Origin of the sequence: Novosphingobium piscinae (assembly GCF_014230355.1) — a bacterium.
GTDB classification, from domain to species: domain Bacteria; phylum Pseudomonadota; class Alphaproteobacteria; order Sphingomonadales; family Sphingomonadaceae; genus Novosphingobium; species Novosphingobium piscinae.
In genome coordinates this window covers 38613-59460 of record NZ_JACLAX010000017.1, presented here as the reverse complement: position 1 = coordinate 59460, position 20848 = coordinate 38613, and the positions used below count along the sequence as shown (strand labels likewise).

Below are 20848 nucleotides of genomic sequence, written 5' to 3'. Positions count from 1 at the left end.
ATGCCCGTTCGGGCGCGTCGGATCAAGGCGTGGCTTGTCCCCGTCTCCGGACCGCGCCAAGAGAGCGCAGACCGTCTTGCTGGAAAGGATTCCGATGCCCCCTCTGCGCACCGTGCTTGGCTCCGTCGCGCTTGGCGCCCTGGCCCTGGGCGCCCTGCCCGCCACCGCCGCGCCGAAGGGGCGGCCTGCCCCCACCATCGACGACGGGCTGATGCGCCGGGTGATCGCGACACTGGCCTCCGACGCGATGGAGGGCCGTGGCCCCGCCACCGCGGCCGAGCCCTACGTGCTCGACTATATCATCGCCCAGTTCAAGGCCGCCGGGCTCAAGCCGGGCAACCGGGGCGAGTGGCTGCAGCCGGTGCCGACGGTCTCGATCACCGGCAGCCAGTTTTCCCCGCTGACGGTCACCGGCGGGTCGGCCGCGCTGAGCTTCCAGCCGGTCAAGGACTTCGTCGCGTTCAGCTATCGCGCGGTGCCCGAAACCGCGATCACCGACGCCGAACTGGTCTTTGTCGGCTATGGCATCCGCGCCCCGGAGCTGGGCTGGGACGACTATGCCGGGGTCGACGTCAAGGGCAAGGTGGTGGTCGTGCTGGTCAACGATCCGGACTATGCCGCCAGCGACGAGACCGGCCTGTTCAAGGGTCGCCGGATGACCTGGTACGGCCGCTGGCCCTACAAGTACGAGGAGGCGGCCCGCCAGGGCGCGCGCGGCGTGCTGATCGTCCACGACACCTATCCCGCCGCCTATGGCTGGAACGTGATCGAGAGCACCAGCACGCGCAATTTCATCCAGACCCCCAACAGGGGAATGGACCAGACCGAGGCCAACGGCTGGATCCAGAAGCCCGCCGCAGAGAAGATCTTCGCCGCCGCCGGGCACGATTTCGCCGCGCTGAGCGCCGCTGCCGCCCGGCCGGGGTTCAAGGCAGTGCCGCTGGGCCTGAAGGCCAGCTACAGCTTCCGCAACCAGGTCAAGACCTCGGTCTCGCACAACGTGGTCGGGCTGCTTCCGGGCAAGGGCGCGCCGGACGAGGTGGTGCTCTATTCGGCCCACTGGGATCACCTCGGCCGCTGCAAGCCCGATGCCACCGGGGACGACATCTGCAACGGCGCGGTCGACAATGCCACAGGCGTCGCCGGCATCGTCGCGCTGGCCCAGGCCCAGTCCCAGGCCGGTCCGGCGCGCCGCAGCCAGGCCTTCATCGCGCTGACGCTCGAGGAATCGGGCCTGCTGGGTTCGGAGTACTATGCCGCCAACCCGGTCTTTCCGCTGGCCCGGACGGTCGGCGGGGTCAACCTGGACGGGCTCGCGCCCGGTGGCCGCTCGCGCGACATGACCATGTCGGGCGGCGACAAGTCCGAGCTCAACACCCTGTTCCGCAAGCACCTGGCCGCGCTGGGGCTGCGCGAATCGCCCGAATCGAACCCGGAACGGGGCGGTTACTACCGCTCGGACCACTTCAGCTTCGCCAAGCGGGGCGTGCCGGTCTACAGCTTCGGGCGCGGCAACGACCTCGAGGTCGGCGGGACCGCGGCGGGCCAGGCCGCGGCCGAGGACTACACCCGCAACCGCTATCACCAGCCCAACGACCACTATTCAGCGGACTGGGACATGAGCGGGATCGTCCAGGAGGTAAGCCTCGCCTACCGCCTGGGCCGCGAGCTGGCCGACGGGACCGGCTGGCCCAACTGGTTGCCGACCGATGAGTTCCGCGCGATCCGCGATGCCAGCCGGACGGCCGCGGCGGCGCCGGCCAAGCCGGCCAAGCCGGCGAAGTGAGGCGATGACCCCGGCTGCGGCGATGATGCCGCCCGAATGGCATCCGCAGGACTGGCTATGGATCGGCTTCCCGCACGATCCGGTCGAGTGGCCTGGCTTCCTCGGCGCGGCGCAGGAGCAGATCGCGGCCTTCGCCAGCGCCGTGGCCGAAAGCGGCCAGGAGGTGCGGTTGATCGTGCGCGATGCCGCCAACGAGGCGCGGGCGCGCAGCCTGGTGGGCGGCGCGGTCACGCTCGAGCGGCGGCACTATGGCGACGTCTGGCTGCGCGATACCGGCCCGCTGGTGGTCTGCGCCGCCGACGGGACGCGCACCGCGCGGCGCTTCGGCTTCAACGGCTGGGGCGGCAAGTACCTGATGGACGGCGACCAGACGATCGGCGCCGAGCTGGCCCGCGATGCCGGGCTGGCGGTGACCACGGCCGACTGGATCCTCGAGGGCGGGGCGCTCGATGGCGACGGCACCGGGCTGGTCGTCACCACTGAACAATGCCTGCTCAACCCCAACCGCAACCCCGCGCTTGGCCGGGCCGAGATCGAGGCGCGGCTGGCGCAGGACCTCGGCTACGACCGGGTGCTGTGGCTGGGCGAGGGGCTGATCAACGACCACACCGACGGCCACGTCGACAACCTTGCGCGGTTCGTCGCGCCGGGTGTGCTGGCCCTGCCCCGCGCGACCGGGCCGGATGATCCCAATGCGGCGATCTACGCGGATGCCAAGGCGCGCGCCGAGGCCTGTGGGGTCACCGTGCGCGAGGTGCCCTCGCCCGGCCGGGTGATGACCGGCGACCGTATCGAGCCCGCCAGCTACATGAATTTCGCGATCACCAGCCGCCTCGTCGTCGTGCCGATCTACGGCACCCGGCACGATGCCGAGGGCGTGGCAGCGGTGGCCGAGCTGTTCCCCGACCGCGCGGTGATCGGGCTGATGGCCGATGCCGTGCTGGCCGGCGGCGGCAGCTTCCACTGCGCCAGCCAGCAGATGCCGGCGGCCCTGCCGCTCGCGGCGGCCGGCGGATGAGGCGGGCCGCCGCGCTCGCCGCCCTGCTGCGGCTTGCCACCGCGCCGGCGGGCGCAGCCGGGGAGACGTTCGATCCGGCCCGGGTCAGCGAGGTCGACGCGATCGCCTGCCACCTGACCGCGCCCGAATACAATGGCTTCGCCCTGGCGGTCGACGGCGAGGACGGGATCGCGGTGCAGCGGCACTGGCGCAGGATCGAAACCGACAACCCGTTCCTGGCCGAATACGAGCTGCCCGCCCCGATCACGGTGGCCGGCCAAAGCACCCGGCGGATCGCGTTCAGCTCCAGCGCGATCCTGGCCGTGCTGGACCTGGCCGATCCCGCCGTGGTGGCCGGTCCAGAAGGCGTGGCCAACGCTGCCGATCCTGAAGGCCTGATCGCCGGGCTGGTCCAGGCCGGCCGGGCGACCCGGGCAGAGATCGAGGCCGGCCGGCCGTTCCGCAAGTTTCTGGGGCAGAAGGTGCTGACCGACGTAACCGAACCAGCCACGGATGGTGCGAGCTTCGGCACCCATACCGTGATCGCGCGGTCGATCTCGAACGTCAGCTCGCATCCGGGCAAGACCCTGTACGGCTGCAGCTACCGGATCGACCTGATCGACCGCACCGGCAAGCGGCTCTAGCGGTTGTCCGGTCTGGCCCGACGCCAGACCCCGCTGCGGTTCAACGGACACATCTGGGGGCACGGGCCGGTACCGCTTCCCCGTAAGGGGACAAGATTCTAGCGCCCCCGTTCATACCGCCCGCGCCCGAGCGAATCGGGCACCAGCGCCGCGCCGTCGATCCGCAACCGCAGGGTGGCAAAAGGCGGTTCGATCAGCTGCCGGCCATCGATCGCGAAATGCAGGACCCCGCGCGGCAGCGGCGCGACCGCGAAGCGCTGGGCGCGGCCCGGAGCGGCGGGGAGATCCAGTGTGACCGCCGTGAGCGCCGCTGGCGCCGGGCCGGGCCGGATCGCCAGCCCGCGCCGGCCGGTTTCCAGCCGCTCGGCCTGGCCATTGGCAAAGCTGACCGTCACGATGACGCCGCCAATGCCCTGGCGGTAGTTCGGCTCGACCACGCGCACCGCCAGGCCGCCGATCCACCGCTCGGGCGGGAGCGTGTCGGCCCGGGCCGGCGGGGCTGCCAGGCAGGGCGCGGGCAAAGCCGCCTCGGGCAGGTCGGATGCGGCCGCTCCGGCTGATCGCGCGGCGTCCTGCGCGGCCCCCTGCGCCTCGCGCCAGGCGGCCAGCGCGGCACGGGCCGATTCGACCTGCTCCGGCGCAGGCGGGTGCGCCGCATCGCCCACTGCCTCCCGGGCAGCCGCCTCCGCAGCGCGGCGCAAGGTTTCGGCCTGCTGGCGCGCGGCCAGGGCCCGGGCCCGCAGCGCGGCAACGGACGGGGGCGGATCGGCGGGCGTAACCAGCATCGGCGCAGCGCTGGCCATGGCAACATCGCCCGCGGCCAGGAACGGGCACCGCGCCAGCGCGGCCGCGGCGGCGGCATCGGCCTGCAAGTCAAGCACCGCCTGCTCGGCCTCGACGCTCCAGTCCTCGCGATCGAGCGCGGCGAACAGCGGCTTGCTGCGATCGGGCGGGTCGGCCGCAAGGATCACGGCATCACCCTCGCGGCGCCAGGTCCCCTCGGCGGTCTGATCGAGCGCGCCATAGCTGAGGAACCAGGCGAAGCGCCCGTCCGCGCCGAGCACCAGCTCGGACCCGGTTTCGCGCACCCCGGACAGGTAGTAGTGCCCGACCAGCGCGGACGTCCCGGCGCTGGCGGGAAGCGGGCTGGCGCTGCCGATCAGCAGACCGGCCATAGCCAGCGCAGGGGCAATGCGGCATGCCATGGCCATCTCCTTCCTCCACAGCCGGGCTTACCGGTTTGGCACTTAACGGTTTGGCAAGGACTCGCCGAGCATGATCCCGCCATGGCCCGCGCCCTCGCCCTTGTTGCCGCGACTCCGCTGCGCCCTGCCCTGCAGGACCGGCTGCGCATGGTCATCGTCGGTGGCTGCGCGCTTGCCCTGATCCTGGCTGACCGCGCGCTACCGGTCTTCTGATCGCCGCCCCGACGACAAGCCGGTTCAGCGCAGATCGGGCGGGGTCGCCTCGCTCTTCAACAGTTCGATCGCCTCGGCCAGCGACACGAAGCGCTGGCGCTCCTCGCCCAGGGTGCGGATCGCCACGGTGCCTTCCTCGGCCTCGCGCTTGCCCACCACCAGCAGGTGCGGGACCTTCTGCAGCGAGTGTTCGCGCACCTTGTAGTTGATCTTCTCGTTGCGGGTGTCGGTCTCGACCCGGATCCCGGCGGCGGCAAGCTGCGCCGCCACGTCGCGGGCATAGTCGTCGGCGTCCGAGACGATCGTCGCGACCACTGCCTGGACCGGAGCGAGCCACACCGGCAGCTTGCCGGCGAAGTGTTCGATCAGGATGCCGATGAACCGCTCATACGAGCCGAAGATCGCGCGGTGCAGCATGACCGGGCGGTGCTTCTCGCCGTCCTCGGCGATGTAGGCGGCGTCGAGCCGCTCGGGCAGGACCCGGTCCGACTGGATCGTGCCGACCTGCCAGGTGCGGCCGATCGCGTCGGTCAGGTGCCATTCCAGCTTGGGCGCATAGAACGCGCCCTCGCCCGGCAGTTCCTCCCAGCCGTACTCGGGCGTCGCCAGCCCGGCCTCGGCCACGGCGTTGCGCAGCTCATCCTCGGCCTGGTCCCACTGTTCGTCGCTGCCGAAGCGCTTCTCCGGGCGCAGCGCCAGCTTGATCGCATAGGTGAAGCCGAAGTCCTTGTAGATCCGGTCGGCCAGCTCGCAGAAGGCGCGGACCTCGGCCACGATCTGGTCCTCGCGGCAGAAGATGTGGGCATCGTCCTGGGTGAACTGGCGCACCCGCATCAGCCCGTGCAGCGCGCCGTGCGGCTCGTTGCGGTGGCAGCACCCGTTCTCGTAAAGCCGCAGCGGCAGATCGCGGTAGGACTTCAGCCCCTGGCGGAAGATCAGCACATGCGCCGGGCAGTTCATCGGCTTCAAGGCCATCCACTGCGCGTCGTTCGAGACGATCGGTCCCTCGTCCTCGGTGTTGGGCACCTCGTCCGGGATCACGAACATGTTCTCGCGGTACTTGCCCCAGTGGCCGGACTGCTCCCACTGGCGCGCGTCCATCACCTGCGGGGTCTTGACCTCGCGGTAGCCCGCCGCGTCGATCGCGCGGCGCATATAGGCCTCGAGCTCGCGCCACACCTTGTAGCCCTTGGGGTGCCAGAACACCGACCCGTGGGCCTCCTGCTGGAGGTGGAACAGGTCCATCTCGGCGCCCAGCTTGCGGTGATCGCGCTTGGCCGCCTCCTCCAGGCGCGTCAGGTGCGCATCGAGCTGCTTCTTGTTGAGCCAGCCGGTCCCGTAGATCCGGCTGAGCATCGCGTTCTTCTGGTCGCCGCGCCAGTAGGCGCCCGACACCCGGGTCAGCTTGAACGCCGCGGGATCGAGCTTGCCGGTGCTGGGCAGGTGCGGGCCGCGGCACATGTCGAGCCAGTCGTCGCCCGACCAGTAGACCGTCAGCTCCTCGCCCTCGGGCAGTTCGGCAGCCCATTCGGCCTTGAAGCTCTCGCCCTGCTGCCACCACCGGCTGATCAGCTGCTCACGGCTCCACACTTCGCGGCGCAGCGGCTTGTTGGCGGTGATGATGCGGCGCATCTCGGCCTCGATCGCGGGCAGGTCCTCCTCGGTGAAGGGGCGGTCCTTGGGCGCGAAGTCGTAGTAGAATCCGTCGTCCGTCGACGGTCCGAACGTGATCTGGGTGCCCGGGAACAGCGCCTGCACCGCCTCGGCGAGGACGTGGGCATAGTCGTGCCGCGCCAGATCGAGCGCCTCGGCCTCGTCGCGGCTGGTGATCAGGGCCAGGCTGGCGTCGCCGGTGAACGGCCGGGTGAGGTCGACCAGCTCGCCATCGATCCGCGCCGCGAGCGCGGCCTTGGCCAGGCCGGGACCGATCGCGGCGGCGACGTCGGCCGGAGTCGAGCCCTGCGGCATCTCGCGCACGGAACCGTCGGGCAGGCTGATCTTGAGGAGTTCGGACATGGTGACCCCCTAAAGCAGGGCGGGGGCGCCATCAACCGGGTTCCGCGGCGGGCTTGTCGCCACGCGCGCGGCGGCGCATCAGGACGGCATGACCATGCCGCAGTTCCACACCCTGCCCGACGGCCGCCGCCTGGCCTACCGCCACACCCCCGGCACCGCCCCCGATCCGGTGCTGGTCTTCCTGCCTGGCTACAAGTCCGACATGGCCGGTGGCAAGGCCGTCGCCCTGTTCGACCAGGCCCTCGCCACCGGACGTGGCTGTCTGCTGCTCGACTATGCGGGCTGCGGGCTGAGCGATGGCCGCTTCGCCGACGGCACGCTTTCGCGCTGGCGCGACGAGGTGCTGGCGCTGGTCGACGCGATCTGTCCGGGCCGGCCGCTGCTGCTGGCGGGAAGCTCGATGGGCGGGTGGCTGATGCTGCTGGTGGCGCTGGCCCGCCCGCACCAGGTGCGCGGTCTGCTCGGTATCGCCGCCGCGCCCGACTTCACCGAATGGGGCTACGATGCCGCGCAGCAGGCGCTGCTGGCGACCGGCGAGGTGCTCTATGAGGACAATCCCTATGGGTCCGAGCCGACGCCGACCCACCCCGGGTTCTGGCGCGATGGTCAGGCCAACCGCGTGCTGGGTGCGCCGATCGCCTTCGCCGGACCGGTCCACCTGCTGCACGGCCAGCGCGACGCCGACGTGCCGTGGGAGGTCGCGCTGCGGCTGGCAGCGGCGCTGCGTTCAGACGCGGTGCAGGTGACGCTGGTCAAGGACGGCGATCACCGCCTGTCGCGCGATCCGGACCTGGCCCTGTTGCTGCGCACGGCCGAGGCCCTGCGCGCCAAGCTCTGACCGGAGTACCCGATGCCCCTGCTCCCGCTCCTTGCCGCGGCGTTGCTCCCGCTGGTGGCCCAGGTGGGGCCGTTCACCGCGCCGGGAACCACCGGCACGCCCTTCCCCGAACCGGTCCGCCGCCCACCCCGCACGCGGCCCGCGACGCCGCCGGCGGCGCGCCCGGCCGAGACCGCGCGGCTGCGCGAGTGCCTGGCGGCCGTCGAGGAATCGGCTGCGGCCGGGCAGGACGCCGCCACGGCCTGGCTGGCCGGAGCGAGCGGGCACGCCGCGGCCGAGGCCGGACTGTGCCTCGGTACGGCGCGGGTGCGCGGCGAGGACTGGGCCGGTGCCGAGCAGGCCTTCCTGACCGCGCTGGGCCAGGCCGGCAGCGATCGCCTGCTGCGCGCCCGGCTGGGCGCCATGGCCGGCAATGCAGCGCTGGCCCGGGGCGCGGCCGACCGCGCCCTGGCCGCGCTCGATCCGGCGCGGACCGAGGCCAAGGGCCTGGCCGATCCGGCGCTGATTGCCCCGATCGCGCTGGACCGGGCGCGCGCGCTGGTCGCGCTCGGCCGCCAGGTCGAGGCTGGCGCGGCCCTCACCGAGGCGCGTGGCGCCGCTCCGGGCGAGTCCGAGCCATGGCTGCTCTCGGCCACGTTGGCGCGCCGCCAGGGTCGCCTCGCCGAGGCCCAGGCGCTGATCGAGCGCGCCGCCGAGCTGCGCCCGGTCGACCCTGACATCGGGCTCGAGGCAGGGGTCATCGCGCTGCTGGCCGGCCGCGCCGAGGCGGCACGCAAATCCTGGGAATCGGTGATCCGGGTCGCGCCGGACAGCCCCTTGGCCGAGACCGCGCAAGGCTATCTGGCGCAGCTCGGCCCAGCCACCCCGGTGGCCGCACCGGCCCCGGCCACGGGGCGCTAGCGCCGGCGCGCCTCGGGTGGCGCCGGCAGACCGGCCTGCTGAAGATCGAAGCTCGAGACCCGTCGCAATGTGCACAGACCGCCCGCGCCATCGGCGACGAGCGGCACCTCGAAAGCCAGGCCCAGCCGGGCCCCGTCGGTCCGCACGGCGCGCGCCACGACGATCTGGCCATGGCCCATGTCGAGCGCGACCGGATCGCCCGGGGCGATGCCCGCGACACCTTCGACCAGCGCCCCGGAACTCGAGAGATTGCGCAGGGTCGCGGTCTGGTAGCTGTCCTGGTGGACCAGTCCGACCGCGCGATAGGTGGTCACGCGTTCGGCGCGTTGGCAGGCCGGGCCGGCCGGGGCGATCGTCCAGTCGTCGCGGGCGAGGGTCAGGAAGACGTCGGCGGGGAGCGGGGGACTGTAGATGTAGCCCTGGACATAGGTGACCCGCTGCGCCCGCACGAGATCGAGCTGGTCAAAGGTTTCCACCCCCTCGGCCGTGGTCACCATGTGCAGGGCCTGGGCCATCGAGGCGGTCGCCTCGACGATCGGCCGGTTGCGGCTGGCATGCTCGGTCGCGCCGCGGATGAAGCTCTGGTCGATCTTGAGCTTGTCGAAGGGTGACTGACGCAGAGAGCCGAGCGACGAGTAACCGGTGCCGAAATCGTCAAGCGCAAGCCGGACGCCCAGCGCCTTGAGGCCGCGGAAGATTCGCTGCACCTTGTCGTCGTTCTGCAGGAACACGCTTTCGGTGATCTCGAGCTCGAGGCGCTCGGGCGGCAAACCGGTCTGGCGCAGCACGCATTGCACCACTTTCACGAAATCGTCCTCGTCGCCGAACTGCAGCGGCGAGACATTGATCGCCACCCGCAGCATCGCCGGCCAGTGCAGCGCATCGGCGCAGCCGCGCCGCAGGGCGAACTCGCCGAGCGGGCCGATCAGGCCCGATTCTTCGGCCAGCGGAATGAACTGCGCCGGCGAGATCAGCCCGCGCTCGGGATGGTTCCAGCGCAGCAAGGCCTCGGCTGCGACAACGCGGTCGGTCCGAGCCTCGACCACCGGCTGGTAGTACAGCTCGAACTGGTCGAGCTCGAGCGCGCGCAGCAGGTCCTGTTCCAGCGCCCGGCGCTCGGTGGCGGCCTTGAGATAATCAGTGGTGAAGAAGCGGAAGCCGCCGCGCCCGCTACGCTTGGCCGAATAGAGCGCGAGATCGGCATTGCGGGTCAGTTCCGCGGCGTTGGTGCCATCGCGCGGGCTGATCGCGATACCGATCGACGCGCCGATGGTGCAGCGGTGCTCGCCAATCCGGTAGGGCTGCGAAAGCATGTCGACGATCCGCCCGGCGAGCCGGCCAAGGTGGTCCTGGCCGGCCTGGTCGCGCAGCACGATCTGGAATTCGTCATTGCCCAGGCGGCAGATCGCCTCGCGGTCGCCGATGAGGGTGACCAGCCGGTCCGCCACCTGCTTGAGCAGCGCGTCGCCGACCGCCTGGCCCAGCGCGTCGTTGACCGGCTTGAAGCGGTCGAGATCGAGCAGCATCACCGTGCAGGTGCGCGCGCCGGCGTCGTAGCTGGTGAGGATCTGCTCGAGCAGCCGGCCCATGGTCTGGCGGTTGATCAGGCCGGTGAGCGGATCGTAGCGGTCGAGCTGGTCCTTTGCCCGCGCGTGCAGCTGCTGCGCGGTGACATCGCGCAGGATCCCGCGATAGCCGGTATGCGCCCCGGTCAGGTCGAATACGGCCTCGCCGGCCACCTCCCAGATCTGCTCATCGCGGGGGGTCGACCGCCGCACCAAGAGGCCTTCGAAACGGGTCCGGCGGGCCAGCGCGAAGGGCAAGGTGCGCGCCGTCTCGCCATCGGACCGGACCAGGGGTTCGAACAGATCAACCAGGCGGACCCGCGCCTCCGGCTCGGCCGTGCTCCCGCCCTCGCCGAGCAGATCGCGCCGGGCCCGGGGCGACAGATAGCCGAGCAAGCCGGCCGCGTCGGCGGTCCAGAAATAGCCGCCGCCGACCGCCTCGAAGGTTTCCAGGAAGGACTGGCCAAGGGCGAAGGCCGGCGCAGACGATGCGGCGCTGGCCGTGTCCTCGGCAGCCTTCTTGATCAGGCTGGATCGGCCGATCCGCAAGCTCATGCGTGCCCCGTCAGGTTCAAGCCGGGCGGGCCTGCCCGGCTTGGCTGAGTTCCGCAAACTCCGCGGCTGTCAGGGCCACGGACCTAGCCGACAAGTGTTGGGACCCGGTAGTCCGTGCCTACGGTGTTTTACGGGATGGGCCGGGCTGTCCGGGACGGGTGCCGCGGTGTCACCCCGCCCTGGTAGAGCCTGGCGCGCGCGTCAAAGGATGACGTAGTAACGGAACAGCGAATGATCGGGCGGATCGTCTGCCGTGAGCTTCGGCCGGCGCTGGCCGATACCGACGAGCACCTTGCGGTTCAGCCAGTCATGGGCGCCCGCCGGGGCCCGGAAGTAAGGCGTACAGCGAAAATAGGCGGGCACGCCCTGATCAGCCTGCGGTCCATGCACATAGCCCAGATTGCGGATGTAGATCGGCGTGCCGTCATCGGCCTCGAGCAGATAGTGCGCCGCCAACTCGACCACCCCATCGCTGCGCACGCTCGGCCAGTCGGCTCCGCTGAAATCGATCACCCGCCCGTTCAGCAGCGGCCCCGACACGGTCGAGCCCTGGCCGACCGGAGTATAGGCCTGGCTGGGGCCGCCGGCGACGACCGGGCCGATGGTCATGCGCTCGGCGAAGGCCAGCCGAATGTCGAAGGCGTGGGTCCAGCGCAGGGCGAAGGGATCTTCGGCGGGCGCGGGCTGATCGAGCAGGGGGTGCGGTGTCATCGGCCCGTGATCTCCAAACCGAACACGGCCTGCGCATTGGTCTGAAAGAAACGCCGCTTGTCCGCATCGGACATGTCCATCCGGTCAAGCATGGCCACCTCCTCCACCGGGCACTGGTAGGGATAGTCCATCGCGTAGAGCACCCGGTCGGTGCCGAGGACCTGCTGGGTGAAGCGGATAACCGGCTCCCAGGCCATCCCCGAATTGGTGATGTAGAAGTTCTCGCGCAGGTAATCGGATGGCTTCTTGGCGATCGGCTTTAGCATCTCGTAGCGCTGCGAGGTGACCTGCGCGTTGTGCATGAAGTCGAGCCGCGCCATCCAGAAGGGCAGGGCCTCGCCCATATGGCCGATGACCACGCGCAGCCCCGGGAAACGGTCGAGCGTGCCACTGGTGATCAGCCGCAGGGCATGAAAGCCCGTTTCCACCCCGAACCCGAAGATCGCCCCGTCGAGCCCTGCTTCGAGCAGCGGTCCGATCATCGCCCGCGGCGGGGTCTGAGGATGAAGATAGAGCGGGATGCCCAGCCGCTCGATCGTCGCCAGGACCGGCCGGAACCGCGGATGGTCGAGATACTCGCCCTGGATGTGGGAATTGATGATCACCCCCCTGAAGCCGTAGCGGCCCACGCTGCGCTCGATCTCGCGCGCGGCGGCCTCGGGATCCTGCGGCGCGCAGGCCGCCAGACCGATGAACCGGTCGGGATGCTTCGCGCAGGCTTCGCCCAGCCGATCGTTGGCGATCTCGGCCAGCGCGGTCGCCTGGTCGGCCGGTAGCATGTTGGGGCCGGGCGAGGTCAGCCCGATGACCTGCATGTCGATGCCGCGAGCATCCATGTCGGCAATCCGCAAGGCGTCGATGTCGAGCAGCCGTTCGCGGACAAAGCGGGCCCGCGGGCTTTCATGGGTGAAATAGAACCCGACGAGGCTGCGCACCCCGGGATCGCAGTCCGGCAGGGCAAGCTGCTGGCGGTAGAGCTCGATCATCTCCGGCGTGGCAAAGGCCTCTTCGGTGGCGATCCGGAGATAGCCCTGCGTGCCGCCGGTCTGCGGTCTCGCCGTGGGGTCTGTCATGCGCTTGTCCTTCCCGGATTACAGCTGATGGATGGTCTTGATCACGCGGCAAGCCATGACCCCTTCGGGGCCGTCTTCCGATCCGTGGCCGCTGTCCTTGACCCCGCCGAAGGGGGCATCCGCACCGCCCACGGCCGTGCCGTTGATCCCGACCATGCCGGCCTCGAGCGCGTCGGCAATCAGGTTGGCGCGGCGTCCGTTCTCGGTGAAGGCATAGGCCGCGAGTCCGAACGGCAAACGGTTGGCGAGGCTCACCACTTCATCGAAGCCGGCAAAGCGCGCCGTGATCGCCACCGGCCCGAACGGCTCGTCGTTCATGATCCGCGCCGTCATCGGCACGTCGGTCAGCAGGGTGGGCTGCCAGAAGAAGCCCGGCCCCTCGCCCGGACCGCCGCCTGCATGCAGCCGGGCACCGTGGGCCACGGCATCCTCGACCAGCATGCCGATCGCCTGCGGGCGGCGGGCGTTGGCCATCGGCCCCATCGTCACTCCGTCATGCGCGCCATTGCCGGTGCGGATTACGGCGATACGCTGCGCAAAGGCCGCGACGAAACGATCGTGGACCGCCTCATGCACGTAGAAGCGGGTTGGCGAGATGCAGACCTGCCCGGCATTGCGGAACTTGGAGGCCGCGAGGATGTCGGCGGCCCGCTCGATATCGGCATCCTCGAAGATGATCGCCGGGGCGTGGCCGCCCAGTTCCATGGTCGACCGCTTCAGCGTGGCCGCAGCCTGCTCCATCAACTGCCGGCCGACCGGTACCGATCCGGTGAAGCTTACCTTGCGGATCACGGGGCTCGCCAGCAGCTGACGCGAGACCGCATCCGGCACACCGAACACCAGCTGGGCGACACCGGCGGGCAGTCCGGCATCGATCAGCGCCTGGAGCACAGCCATGGCCGACGCCGGCGCTTCCTCGGCCGGCTTGAGGATCACCGAGCAACCGGCGGCAATCGGAGCACCCAGCTTGCGCGCCGGGTTGCAGATCGGAAAGTTCCAGGGGGCAAAGGCTGCCACCGGGCCGACCGGCTCGCTCACCACGAGCGCGCGCTGGCCGGTGGGACGCACCAGCGCCCGGCCATAGAGCCGGAAGGTCTCCTCGGCGTAGAACTCGAACAGGCGGGCGGCCATTTCCACTTCGATGCGGGCTTCTGCGAGCGTTTTGCCCTGCTCGGCGGTGGCGTTGGCCGCGATGCTCTCGCGGCGCTCACGCAACCGGAGGGCCGCGCCGCGCAGCACGGCACTGCGCTGATCGGCCGAGGCCTTGCGCCACAGCCCGAACCCGCGCGCAGCCGCCGCCAGCGCCCGGTCGAGATCGTCGCTGTCCGCGAGCGGCACCGCCCCGAGCACGGCCCCGGTGGCCGGGTTGACCACGTCGAAGGTCTTGCGCCCGGCCGATCCGAGCCATGCGCCGTCAAGATGTATCGCCAGCTGGGGATAGCTGGCGGGAGCCGCATCAGTCATGTTTGATCCTTGAACCCTTGTGAACGTGTCAGGCCTGGCCGATCGTGCTGCCCGGCACCCAGTTGCCATGCAGCCCGGGGCGCATCCGGAACGGGATCTCCAGCGTGGCAAGCGGGCCGAGCGAGGGGGTCTGCGCGTCGAACAGCAGCAGACGTGAGGCCATTTCGGCCAGCCGGTTCTCGATCACCACGAGATAGCCGTAGCCTTCCCCGGCATAGGGCGTGCGGGGCACGAAACAGGGTTCCTGCAGCGATGACTGAGGCCCGCACCACCAGCTGTCCACCTCGCCGGTATCGATGGCAATGCGGGCCAGCGTGTTCATGATGAAGCCGGTGGCGCTGTGCCCGCCGGGGATGTCGAACGGCTTGGTCAGATCCTGCCCGAGCTGATAGCCGAAACGGTTGCGGCGACCTGCGAAACGGTCGTCGATGCGCGGAAACTCGCCGACCACATCGGCCAGCCGCGTCATCCGGATGGTCGGATCGTCACCCTGCAGATCCACGGTCCAGCGGGTCAGACGCCCGGCCGCCGCCTCCGGCGAGAACGGCGCCCCGTCGACGTCGGGGAAGAACGGAAACATGTTCCCCGCCGACATCACGGTATCGAAATGGACCCGGGTGCCGTCGTTATGGGCATTCATCACGTGGCTGGCAAACACGGTCGGTGCCTGAAACCAGCGCAACTCCTCCGCCCGGCCGCGACGCGGCATGATGCCCAGATAGACCGGCAGCTTGGTGTCAAAGCCGAAATGGGGCTTGCCCTCGCGCAACCGATCCCAGCTGCCGACGATCGGAACGACATGGAAGATCACGTAATCCTGCGTGATCCCGAAGTCGTGCATCATGCAGTAGTAGGGCAGCTCGAACCACGCCTCGTGGACGATGTCACCAGCCGGATCGACGACATAGTAAACCATGTCCCGCGTGCATAGGCCCTTGGCGGCATAGCCGAAGGCCAGCATTTCGCCGGTGGCCGGATCGATCTTGGGATGGGCGGTAAAGGTCTGGCTGGTCATCCGGCCCCCGAAATCCCAGGTGCCCAAGGTCTCGAGGGTTTCCGGGTCCATTGCCACGGGCGGGCTGTCCTCCTTGAGCGCCAGGAGCTTGCCGGCATGGAGGACGACATTGGTATTGGCAGTGCCACGGATCTCGCCCTCAACCGACGGGTCGTCGGTCAGGGGATTGCGATAGGCCCCGAACAGCGCGCGGCCCGCGGCCTGTTCACGCAAAAACTTGTCGGTGCGCACCCACCGCTGGCGCAGCGAAACGCGTCCACCGGCAAATCGGAAACGGGTGACCATGCCATCGCCGTTGAACCAGATGTCATCCCCGCCCAGCGGGGGAAACTGGGGGTCGGGCGCGACCCGGTAGAACGCGCCATCCAGATCGGCCGGAACTGCGCCAGCGATGACGCGCAGGTCGCGGACGTCGGCCTCCACCCCCGATGGAGCGAAATAGCCGGTGAAGTTGCGGGTCGCGGGAAATTGCACCGTCAAGCCTTTCCTGTTGGATTGTCAGCGGCCATCGTCATCCGCCGGGCTGCCATGGCGTAGTGGATGGCCGACCACAGCATCAGCGCCACCGCCGCCATCAAGGCATGCCTGACTCCTATCGCCGAGGCTTGCCGGCAACGCCCCGCAAGGTCGGCCAGAACCGCCTTGCCGCCCGGGCAGCTCTGCGCGAAATCACCTGCGCCGAAGGCGCGTGCCGCGAAGCTGTCGCTCAGCCAACCCAGCAGGGTCGGACCAAAGCCGATGCCGACGAGCGTCGAGACAAAAAAGAACACGAAGGCCGCCGAGGCCCGCATGCGCAGGCCGACCATGTTCTGGAAGGCCACCAGCGTCGGCACGTTGTGGAACAGCAGGAAGGCCCCTGCCAGGGTCTGCAGGGCCAGGCTGAGCCGCGCGTCGGCCACGGAATAGCCGGCCAGGTACAGCGGTGCCGCAATGACCAGCCCGAGCGCCGGGAACAGCCCGTACCACTGCGGACCGCGCCGGGCGATGGCATCGATGGCATAGCCGCCGACCAGCATCCCGGTGGTTGCCGAAATCCCGCTCAGGACGCCGAAGTAGAGCCCAGCCTGCGCCAGGGTCAGGCCATGCACGCGGATGAAGAAGGCGGTGACGAAAGCCCCCGCCGAGTAGAGGCCCATCGTGGCGAGGGCGAGACCGATCAGCAGGTGGCGGAACTCGGCGCGCGCCAGCATCAGCCGCATGACCTGCGAGAACGGTGGCAAGGGTTCGTCGGTGGCGGGCGCGCCCGCATCATCGCTCAGCCCGCGTGGCGGCTCGCGCAGTGTGAGCAGGTAGAGCAGGGCCAGCACGAGGCCGGGTGCGGCCATCGCAATCAGCGCGGCACGCCAGCCGTAGGCATGCGCGATCCAGCCGCCGGCCACGGCACCGGTGACCGAACCAACTGGTGAGCCCAGCTTCATGATGCCCAGCGCCATCCCCCGTCGGTGGGCGGGAAAGTGATCGCCGAGGAGCGACACGCTGGGCGCCTGGACGCCCGCTTCGCCGATGCCCACGCCGATCCTGTAGAGGAACAGCTGGGCAAAGCTCATCGCCGTGCCGCACAACAGGGCCATCCCCGAGAACACCCCGATCGACACCGCGATGATGCGCAGGCGGTTGGCCCGCTCGGCCAGCCGCGCGATCGGCAGGCCGAGCGTCGAGTACAGCAGGGCGAAGCTTAGGCCGCCGAGGATTCCGAGCTGGAAATCGGTCAGACGGAGATCCTCCTTGATCGCCTGGCCCAGCGTCTGGATGATCACGCGGTCGATGTAGCCGAAGGCTGATGCCAGCAGGATCAGCAGCAGGAGCCAGCGCCGGTAGGCGGAAGAGAAAGCTGGGGCCGACGCGGCACCGCCGGTCCCGGACGCCGTGGCGGGCACGCGCGATCCGGACGCGGCCTCGGTTCCGGAACGCTGCATCGCCAGGCCTCTCCCCATGATTTCTCATCATTGACAAGTCAACGATAGTCTCCTAGCTACCGCCCCCTGTCATGGCAAGCCCAAAAAACGGTTCGGGCCGCCGCCGGGAGAGAGCGCATGAAAGAGCCGGGGCTGACCTTCCTGTTCGAGGCAACCGGCGAGCTGGCCGCACCGGTGGAGATCGGGCCGACCCCGGCCGGCCTCGCGCGGGTCGTCCCGATCCTGGCGGGCGGCCCCTTTGCCGGACCGAGGCTGCGCGGGCGCGTGCTGGCCGGGCATGACTGGCAGACCACCCGTAACGACGGCGTGACGATCGTCGATGCGCATTACCTGCTCGAGACCGATGACGGGGTCCTGCTGGAGTGCCGCAACCACGGCATGCGGCACGGTCCGCCGGAGGTCATGCAACGGCTGGCAGCCGGGGAAGCGGTCGATCCCGATAGCTACTACTTCCGCGCTGCACCCCGGTTCACCGCACCGGCAGGCCGCTATGACTGGCTCAACCGCAGCCTGTTCCTCTGCACCGGCGCCCGCTTTGCCAAGTCCGTGACGGTGCGCTTCTACGAGGTCGGATAACGGAAATGGTCCATCAGGCGTCTGCGGGGCCAAACCTCACCCGGCGCGCGGGGCCGCAGAGCTCAGCCCTGCGCAGGCACACCCGGGCGGGACGGCGCATCCGGGTCCGCTGCGCTGGCGATGCGCAGCATGAGCTTGGTCAGCAAGCGGTCGAACTCGGCCCGTTCCGCCGCATCGAGATTTCCGGCCATCCAGTCGTAGTGCGCGGCACGCAAGGGGCGCACGCGGTGATACTCGGCCATGCCCGCGGTGGTACAATAGAGCAACGGCGCCCGGCCGTCGCGCGGGTTGTCGCGGCGCGCGAGCAAGCCGCGGCGCTCCAGCGCACTGGCAGCCCGGCTGACTTCGGCTCGGTCAGCCCAGGCCAGTTCCGCGATCTCCCGCACCGTGGCCCCTGCACCGGGGGCGAGCCGACTGAGGACCCGCCATTCCGCCATGGTCATGCCCGCGTGATCGGCCAACGACCGCTGGTTAAGCCGGTCCATGGCCTTGGCGATCAGCACCAGCCGGATCAGCGGGAAGTCGAGGCCCGGCATATGCCAGCCCTTCAGCTCTGCTGCATCGATCGCGGCGTCCTCGCGGGCCTGTTCGCTCATGTCGGACGTATCGTTCATTGTCTCCTTTCCTGCGCCTTCGCTCGTCCCGGGCACTCAGGATCCGGGCATCCCATCGCCATGAGCCAAAAGGCTTGCATCGTCAATTTCATTGAGTTATCAAGAATCCATTGATGACTCAATGAACGGCAAGGCAGCGGCATTCCGCAGCCGAAAGGGTGGCACGCATGGCGAGCAGGATCAATGGAGGTTGGCGGCGCATCTGGCTGGCCGGACTTGCCCTATGGGCAGTCTGCCCCGTCGGCGCCGCGCCATCGGCCGCAGGGCCACGCAGGGATGGGCAAGATGTCCGACCGGCGCAGGTCGACGAAGCTGCGGCTCGTCCTCCCGCAGGCACGACACCTCCGGTGGGGACCCAGCCCCTGCCGGCCCATCCGGCCGCTCCGCGGCTGGACTATGCCTTCACCATCAGCGTCACCCTGACCCGCGCGACCTACCTGACGCCCTCGTTCACCGGACAGGATCGTGTGGCCGTCTATGCCGCAAGCGGCGTGGTGCAGGGCCTCATCAACGGCAAGGTCGTACCGATGAGCGGGGGCGACTGGGCGCTGAAGCGTGCGGACGGCGTGATCGATTTCGATGCGCGCTATCTGCTGGAGCTCGACGATGGCACCCCGGTCTATCTCCAGAACCGCGGTTATCGGTGGGGCAGTGCCGAAGCCATGGAGCGGATGAAGCGCCAGGAAGCCGTGGCCGACACCGAGTACTACATGCGCGTCACCCCCAAGTTCGAGGTGCCGGCCGGCCGCCACGAATGGCTGGCGCGCCACGTGTTCGTGGGCGTGGCGGAGAAGACCCCGGGCGGAAACAGAATTCACTACTTCGTTGTGCGGTGACCGCGGCGTCCAGTTTCGGGCGGCGGTAGCCATCGCTCCCGAACGGTCATCGCAGCCCCTGCGGTAACGCATCAGGCAACACGCGACTTCGGCTGAAGGCTTGCCCCGGGGCGCCTTCGGGATGGGACGGTCTGTCTTCAGTCACAGTGAGAGAGAGGGCCAGCCAGTGCAGCGATCCCATCGCACCCTTGAACCTTGGGTGGCGGCAAGCCTGGTGCTTGCCGCGCCCCTGCCGGCCGCCGCGCTGTCCGGCGAGCCCGGCAACATCGCCCCGGTGGGCAGGGCGGTCACGGCGCAACGGATCGTGCCGCCCCGGGTTTCGGCCGCGATCCCGGTCACGGCCACATCCGTGCCGTGGGGAGCCGCCGACCGCGCTGTCGAGCCGGTCGACCTTGCGGCCCGTGGCTACATCGAGGAGGAGTACTTTATCAGCGGCGAGGCCCGCGTGCTCGCCTGGCCGGCAGTGGGACGGCTGACCGCCCTGGCCCGCGGCCCCTATGTGACCCGCCTGCTCGTGCGCCGCCCGGCCAGGGCCAGGCGCTTCAGCGGGACCGTGGTCGTCGAGCCGCTCAATCCCTCGCTGCGGCATGATCTGCCGATCATGTGGGGCGCCGTCTACCCGACCTACCTGCGCCATGGCGACGTCTGGATCGGCGTGACCGTGAAGCCCGTGGCGATCGAGAGCCTCAAGCAATTCGACCCGGTCCGCTATGCGGCTCTCGGCTTCCCCAACCCGCTGTCCGGATCGCAGACCTGTGACCAGAGCCGCCTGCCACTGCCCCGTGGGGGGCTGCCGGCCGAATCGACGCCGCAGACCGAAAACGGCCTCATCTGGGACGTGCTCAGCCAGGTGGGCGCCCTGGCCAAGCAGCGGGATCGCACCGGCCCGCTGCGCGGCCTCAAAGTGTCGCGGCTGTACATGACGGGCTACTCGCAGTCAGGCGCCTTCGTCCTGACCTATGCCGCAGCCATTCATCCGACCGCGCTCGGGGGCAACGGCAAGCCCCTGTACGATGGGTTTCTGGCTGCCACTGCCACCCGGCCCAGCACCCCGATCCATCAATGTGCCGCGCCCATCCCCGCCGGTGATCCACGCCAGACGCCGGGTCCGATCGGCGTTCCGCTGATGGTCATGGTTTCGGAAAGCGAGATTCGAACCCTGCGGCGGCGCCCTGACAGCGACAGGAAGCCGGACCTGTTCCGAGGTTACGAGGTGGCCGGCTCATCGCACATCCACGCCGGTGGCGATGCCGGCAAGCCGGCCCCGGTTGACGCAGCCAAGACCAGTGGAGCCCGGTTCGGTTCGTCGGATGACTGTGCCGAACGCGCCATGCCAGGCAATGACGTACCCTTGCCTGCCCTGCTGCGCGGAGCCTTCCGGAACCTCGATCGCTGGTCCCGCAGCGGAATCGCACCACCACGTGGGCAACGCATCGCGGTGCGCGATCCGAGCCAGGATGGAGCAGCAGTCGCGCTGGATCGCTTCGGCAATGCGCTGGGCGGAGTCCGAACTCCGCACGTCGATGTTCCACTGGCCCGCTATCGGCATCGCATGACCGGCCCCGGAATCTGCGAACTGTGGGGCTATCGCCAATCCTTCACGCGGGCCGAACTCGACGCGATCTATGGCACGCCCCAGGCCTGGCTCCACCAGGTTCGAGCCAGTATCCGCCGGACCGTCGCCCGACGCTGGATCGAGCCGGCAGACGGCCAGGAGCTGGCCGACCAGGCGGCAGCGACGATGCGCCAGTTGATGGCGCTGCCCTCGCCCGGACAAGCGGCCATCCCAGACCCTTCCATCACCGCGCCACGACAAAACTCAAGCCGTGGCAATTTTGCCTCCGATGGACCGGCATAACGATCAATCAAGACTTCAGTTAATTCATAAATTTTAGAATAAATCTTTGAATTTCTGACTTCTGGC

At 69.5% G+C, this 20848-nt stretch carries 18 protein-coding genes; 9 read left to right on the top strand and 9 right to left on the bottom strand.

What is annotated here, in order from left to right:
* The first annotated feature begins 94 nt into the window (after positions 1-94).
* The 3 genes from H7F53_RS14310 to H7F53_RS14300 are packed head-to-tail and all read left to right on the top strand — an operon-like array spanning position 95 to position 3427.
* Positions 95-1786 carry a M28 family peptidase gene (locus H7F53_RS14310; RefSeq protein WP_185680185.1) on the top strand — a complete coding sequence of 564 codons (1692 nt, stop codon included), beginning with the start codon at positions 95-97 and terminating at the stop codon, positions 1784-1786.
* Between the two features lie 4 nt (positions 1787-1790).
* The gene (locus H7F53_RS14305) at positions 1791-2804 is read left to right on the top strand and encodes an agmatine deiminase family protein (RefSeq protein WP_246438920.1); all 1014 of its coding nucleotides are present in this window, start codon (positions 1791-1793) and stop codon (positions 2802-2804) included.
* Entirely contained in the window at positions 2801-3427 is a 627-nt protein-coding gene (locus H7F53_RS14300; RefSeq protein WP_185680184.1) for a hypothetical protein, read from the top strand. Before H7F53_RS14305 ends, H7F53_RS14300 begins: the two co-directional genes overlap by 4 nt.
* A 98-nt stretch (positions 3428-3525) precedes the next feature.
* Here the strand turns inward: H7F53_RS14300 and H7F53_RS14295 are convergent, their stop codons facing one another.
* Complete coding sequence (locus H7F53_RS14295; protein WP_185680183.1) at positions 3526-4632, bottom strand: hypothetical protein; 1107 nt, start codon at positions 4630-4632, stop codon at positions 3526-3528.
* An 81-nt stretch (positions 4633-4713) separates the two neighbouring features.
* Here H7F53_RS14295 and H7F53_RS17860 point away from each other — a divergent pair, with 81 nt between their 5' ends.
* Entirely contained in the window at positions 4714-4845 is a 132-nt protein-coding gene (locus H7F53_RS17860; RefSeq protein WP_281384811.1) for a hypothetical protein, read from the top strand.
* A gap of 24 nt (positions 4846-4869) precedes the next feature.
* Here H7F53_RS17860 and thrS read toward each other — a convergent pair whose 3' ends face one another.
* Positions 4870-6861 (bottom strand): threonine--tRNA ligase, encoded by a 1992-nt coding sequence (gene thrS / locus H7F53_RS14290; RefSeq protein WP_185680182.1) that lies wholly within the window; start codon positions 6859-6861, stop codon positions 4870-4872.
* Positions 6862-6949: 88 nt separating this feature from the next.
* Here thrS and H7F53_RS14285 point away from each other — a divergent pair, with 88 nt between their 5' ends.
* Together H7F53_RS14285 and H7F53_RS14280 are read left to right on the top strand one after the other, a co-directional pair.
* Entirely contained in the window at positions 6950-7699 is a 750-nt protein-coding gene (locus tag H7F53_RS14285; protein ID WP_185680181.1) for an alpha/beta hydrolase, read from the top strand.
* Between the two features lie 12 nt (positions 7700-7711).
* On the top strand, positions 7712-8599 hold the full coding sequence (locus H7F53_RS14280; RefSeq protein WP_185680180.1) for a tetratricopeptide repeat protein: 888 nt from the start codon (positions 7712-7714) through the stop codon (positions 8597-8599).
* On the opposite strand, the gene H7F53_RS14275 is transcribed toward H7F53_RS14280, so the two are convergent.
* The 6 genes from H7F53_RS14275 to H7F53_RS14250 form a co-directional block, all read right to left on the bottom strand.
* Positions 8596-10719 carry a putative bifunctional diguanylate cyclase/phosphodiesterase gene (locus H7F53_RS14275; RefSeq protein ID WP_185680179.1) on the bottom strand — a complete coding sequence of 708 codons (2124 nt, stop codon included), beginning with the start codon at positions 10717-10719 and terminating at the stop codon, positions 8596-8598. The genes H7F53_RS14280 and H7F53_RS14275 overlap by 4 nt on opposite strands.
* A 201-nt stretch (positions 10720-10920) precedes the next feature.
* Positions 10921-11430 carry a DUF3237 domain-containing protein gene (locus tag H7F53_RS14270; protein WP_185680178.1) on the bottom strand — a complete coding sequence of 170 codons (510 nt, stop codon included), beginning with the start codon at positions 11428-11430 and terminating at the stop codon, positions 10921-10923.
* The gene (locus H7F53_RS14265) at positions 11427-12503 is read right to left on the bottom strand and encodes an amidohydrolase family protein (protein WP_185680177.1); all 1077 of its coding nucleotides are present in this window, start codon (positions 12501-12503) and stop codon (positions 11427-11429) included. The genes H7F53_RS14270 and H7F53_RS14265 overlap by 4 nt, the downstream gene beginning before the upstream one ends.
* An 18-nt stretch (positions 12504-12521) precedes the next feature.
* Positions 12522-13967, bottom strand: a complete 1446-nt coding sequence (locus tag H7F53_RS14260) for an NAD-dependent succinate-semialdehyde dehydrogenase (RefSeq protein ID WP_185680176.1) — start codon at positions 13965-13967, stop codon at positions 12522-12524.
* Between the two features lie 28 nt (positions 13968-13995).
* Positions 13996-15456, bottom strand: coding sequence for a carotenoid oxygenase family protein (locus tag H7F53_RS14255; protein ID WP_185680175.1), 1461 nt, complete (start codon positions 15454-15456; stop codon positions 13996-13998).
* Positions 15457-15458: 2 nt separating this feature from the next.
* Positions 15459-16898 (bottom strand): spinster family MFS transporter, encoded by a 1440-nt coding sequence (locus H7F53_RS14250; RefSeq protein ID WP_185680174.1) that lies wholly within the window; start codon positions 16896-16898, stop codon positions 15459-15461.
* A 117-nt stretch (positions 16899-17015) separates the two neighbouring features.
* Between H7F53_RS14250 and H7F53_RS14245 the strand changes: the two genes are divergently transcribed.
* Positions 17016-17474, top strand: a complete 459-nt coding sequence (locus H7F53_RS14245) for a DUF3237 domain-containing protein (RefSeq protein ID WP_185680173.1) — start codon at positions 17016-17018, stop codon at positions 17472-17474.
* A gap of 62 nt (positions 17475-17536) precedes the next feature.
* Here H7F53_RS14245 and H7F53_RS14240 read toward each other — a convergent pair whose 3' ends face one another.
* Positions 17537-18088: a MarR family winged helix-turn-helix transcriptional regulator gene (locus H7F53_RS14240; RefSeq protein ID WP_185680172.1), complete on the bottom strand. Its 552-nt coding sequence runs from the start codon at positions 18086-18088 to the stop codon at positions 17537-17539.
* A 347-nt stretch (positions 18089-18435) separates the two neighbouring features.
* Between H7F53_RS14240 and H7F53_RS14235 the strand changes: the two genes are divergently transcribed.
* A complete protein-coding gene (locus tag H7F53_RS14235; RefSeq protein WP_185680171.1) occupies positions 18436-18924 on the top strand; it encodes a DUF3237 family protein in 489 nt (162 codons plus the stop codon).
* A gap of 166 nt (positions 18925-19090) precedes the next feature.
* Positions 19091-20782 carry an alpha/beta hydrolase domain-containing protein gene (locus H7F53_RS14230; RefSeq protein WP_185680170.1) on the top strand — a complete coding sequence of 564 codons (1692 nt, stop codon included), beginning with the start codon at positions 19091-19093 and terminating at the stop codon, positions 20780-20782.
* Positions 20783-20848: the final 66 nt, after the last annotated feature.

Bases quoted from the DNA above. Each gene is read 5' to 3' on its own strand.
- H7F53_RS14250 (WP_185680174.1), bottom strand. From the start codon at position 16,898: ATGCAGCGTTCCGGAACCGAGGCCGCGTCCGGATCGCGCGTGCCCGCC.
- H7F53_RS14300 (WP_185680184.1), top strand. From the start codon at position 2,801: ATGAGGCGGGCCGCCGCGCTCGCCGCCCTGCTGCGGCTTGCCACCGCG.
- H7F53_RS14275 (WP_185680179.1), bottom strand. From the start codon at position 10,719: ATGAGCTTGCGGATCGGCCGATCCAGCCTGATCAAGAAGGCTGCCGAG.
- H7F53_RS14245 (WP_185680173.1), top strand. From the start codon at position 17,016: ATGAAAGAGCCGGGGCTGACCTTCCTGTTCGAGGCAACCGGCGAGCTG.
- H7F53_RS14310 (WP_185680185.1), top strand. From the start codon at position 95: ATGCCCCCTCTGCGCACCGTGCTTGGCTCCGTCGCGCTTGGCGCCCTG.
- H7F53_RS14305 (WP_246438920.1), top strand. From the start codon at position 1,791: ATGACCCCGGCTGCGGCGATGATGCCGCCCGAATGGCATCCGCAGGAC.
- H7F53_RS14265 (WP_185680177.1), bottom strand. From the start codon at position 12,503: ATGACAGACCCCACGGCGAGACCGCAGACCGGCGGCACGCAGGGCTAT.
- H7F53_RS14260 (WP_185680176.1), bottom strand. From the start codon at position 13,967: ATGACTGATGCGGCTCCCGCCAGCTATCCCCAGCTGGCGATACATCTT.
- H7F53_RS14285 (WP_185680181.1), top strand. From the start codon at position 6,950: ATGACCATGCCGCAGTTCCACACCCTGCCCGACGGCCGCCGCCTGGCC.
- H7F53_RS14270 (WP_185680178.1), bottom strand. From the start codon at position 11,430: ATGACACCGCACCCCCTGCTCGATCAGCCCGCGCCCGCCGAAGATCCC.
- H7F53_RS14280 (WP_185680180.1), top strand. From the start codon at position 7,712: ATGCCCCTGCTCCCGCTCCTTGCCGCGGCGTTGCTCCCGCTGGTGGCC.
- H7F53_RS14295 (WP_185680183.1), bottom strand. From the start codon at position 4,632: ATGGCATGCCGCATTGCCCCTGCGCTGGCTATGGCCGGTCTGCTGATC.
- H7F53_RS14240 (WP_185680172.1), bottom strand. From the start codon at position 18,088: ATGAACGATACGTCCGACATGAGCGAACAGGCCCGCGAGGACGCCGCG.
- thrS (WP_185680182.1), bottom strand. From the start codon at position 6,861: ATGTCCGAACTCCTCAAGATCAGCCTGCCCGACGGTTCCGTGCGCGAG.
- H7F53_RS17860 (WP_281384811.1), top strand. From the start codon at position 4,714: ATGGCCCGCGCCCTCGCCCTTGTTGCCGCGACTCCGCTGCGCCCTGCC.